The organism is Pseudonocardia sp. KRD291 (assembly GCF_019263595.1).
Taxonomy (GTDB): domain Bacteria; phylum Actinomycetota; class Actinomycetes; order Mycobacteriales; family Pseudonocardiaceae; genus Pseudonocardia.
The window spans coordinates 1-2,264 of the sequence record NZ_JADQDD010000484.1 but is presented as its reverse complement, the minus strand read 5'-3'; the positions used below and the strand labels follow the sequence as shown (position 1 = coordinate 2,264).

Genomic DNA, 2,264 nt, shown 5'->3' with positions numbered 1-2,264 from the left:
GGCATCGCCACCACCCTCGGTGCGCACGGCTTCCACGTCGCCGTCGCCGACCTGAACGCCGAGGCCGCCCAGGAGACCGTGTCGGCGATCACCGATGCCGGCGGCACCGCCATGGCGGTGCAGACCGACGTCACCGACACCGGCTCCGTGGCCGCGGCGGTCAAGACCGTCACCGACGAGCTGGGCCCGATCGAGATCGCCGTGAACAACGCCGGCTGGGACGACTTCATGAAGTTCGTCGACACCTCCGAGGACTTCTGGGACCGCATCCTCGACATCAACTTCAAGGGCATGCTCCGGGTCTGCCACTCCGTGGTTCCCGGCATGATCGAGCGCGGGTTCGGGCGCATCGTCAACGTCGGGTCGGACGCCGGGCGCGTCGGGTCCTCGCTGGAGGCCGTCTACTCGGGGGCCAAGGGAGGGACGATCGCGTTCACCAAAACCCTCGCCCGCGAGGTGGCGACCAAGGGCGTCACCGCGAACACCGTCTGCCCGGGCCCGACCGACACGCCTGCGCTGCGGAAGCTCGCCGACAACTCCGGCCAGGACTCGAGCAAGGTGCTCGACGGGATGACCCGTGCCGTCCCGATGAAGCGGCTCGCCCTGCCCGACGACATCGCGGCCGCCGTCGCGTTCTTCGCCTCCGACGCCGCCGGCTACATCACCGGCCAGACGCTGTCCGTCAGCGGTGGCCTGACGATGGCATGAGCGGGGGCATGAGCGGGGGCATGAGCGGGAGTCGTCGGCAGGTTCCACGTGACCGACCTCCAGGTGCAGATCCGGCGCCTCCCGAAGCCGGTCGTCGCGATCGTGGCCGGTTACGCGATCGGCGGCGAGCACGTCCTGCCTCGTCTGCGACGTGACGATCGCCGCGGACAACGCGCGGCTCAGACAGGTCGGGCCCAAGGTCGGTTCCTTCGACGGCGGGTTCGGTGCCGGGCTGCTCGCCCAGCAGGTGGGTCAGAAACGGACGAAGGAGTTCTGGCTGCTCTACGAGCAGTACGACGCCGACGAGGCTCTGCAGATGGGACTGGTCAACACGGTCGCCCACGACGCCAACCTGCTCTTCTGCGCCACCGAGGAGGCGCAGGAGGGCCGGGAGGCCTACAACTCCGGACGAGCACCGGACTTCGAGGGATTCCCGCGACGTGCCTGAACGAGAGGAACTACCCGTGACCGATGTGGTGAGCTGGACCGACGCCGCCGATGGCGTGCTCGTCGCGACGATGTTCAGCAGGCCGGCGAACGCGCTCGGACCGCCGATCCTGGAGGGGCTCGACGCGCTGATCGACGAGGCGGAGCGGCGCCGGACGAAGGTCCTGGTGCTGACGTCGGCGATTCCCGGCTTCTTCGTCGCGGGCGCCGACATCAAGCACATGGGCACGGTCGACGCCGCGTCGTTCCGGACCTACGGCGACACGCTCCGGGGCGCGACGGAGCGCCTGGCCGAGGCCGACTTCCTGAGCATCGCCGCCATCGAGGGCGTCGCCCTCGGCGGCGGGCTCGAGCTCGCAATGGCCGCGACGTTGCGCGTCTCCGGCGCCGACGCGGCCTTCGGACTGCCGGAGGTGAAGCTCGGGCTGATCCCGGGCGCGGCCGGGACCCAGCGTCTGCCGCGGCTCGTCGGCCGCGGCCGGGCGATCGAGATCATGACGACCGGACGCAAGGTGCCTGCCGCGGAGGCACACGCGATCGGTCTGGTCGATCGTCTCGCCGATGCCGGAGGGGCGCGCGAGGCGGCCCTCGCGCTGGCCGGTGAGCTGGCCGCGGTCTCGATCCCGGCGGCGGCCGCGGTCGTCCGCAGCGTCGACGCCGCATTCGACCTGCCGCTCGCGGAGGGCAGGCAGTTCGAGATCGACAACATTCAGGAGCTCTTCGAGTCCGGGGAGGCCCGCGAGGGCATCACCGCGTTCCTGGAGAAGCGCCCACCGAAGTTCGGCTGATCCGGGAGGTCCGCCACGACCGGGCCGACCTACCGGGTGTCAGGAACGCTAGGCCTTGGGTGGCCGCGCTCGCGGCCTTGCTGGTCTCCCGCCTGGGTCGCTCCCGCCGAGCTGTTCACGACCCCGGTGAGCGGCCCGTGGGTGTCCCAGGGCTCGCCCGTCGCCGCGTCTCGAGGACCCCGAGCCTGCGGTCCAGAGATGTACCTCGGCGCCGTGGCCGACCAGGCGGCCTGCGACGCCACGGCCCGGCCCCGTCCGGCCCCGCCGGTGATCAGGGTCCGTTTCCCGGCCAGCAGGTCGTCCGCGAACGGACTCGTTCTG

3 protein-coding genes are annotated in these 2,264 nt (G+C 71.2%); all 3 read left to right on the top strand.

What is annotated here, in order from left to right; all coding sequences use genetic code 11:
- Positions 1-708: SDR family NAD(P)-dependent oxidoreductase (locus I4I78_RS32020; RefSeq protein WP_218615250.1), on the top strand; the 708-nt coding region annotated here is incomplete at its 5' end.
- Positions 709-859: 151 nt separating this feature from the next.
- Positions 860-1,156 carry an enoyl-CoA hydratase-related protein gene (locus I4I78_RS32015; protein ID WP_374225964.1) on the top strand — a complete coding sequence of 99 codons (297 nt, stop codon included), beginning with the start codon at positions 860-862 and terminating at the stop codon, positions 1,154-1,156.
- Between the two features lie 16 nt (positions 1,157-1,172).
- A complete protein-coding gene (locus tag I4I78_RS32010; protein ID WP_218615249.1) occupies positions 1,173-1,943 on the top strand; it encodes an enoyl-CoA hydratase/isomerase family protein in 771 nt (256 codons plus the stop codon).
- Positions 1,944-2,264: the final 321 nt, after the last annotated feature.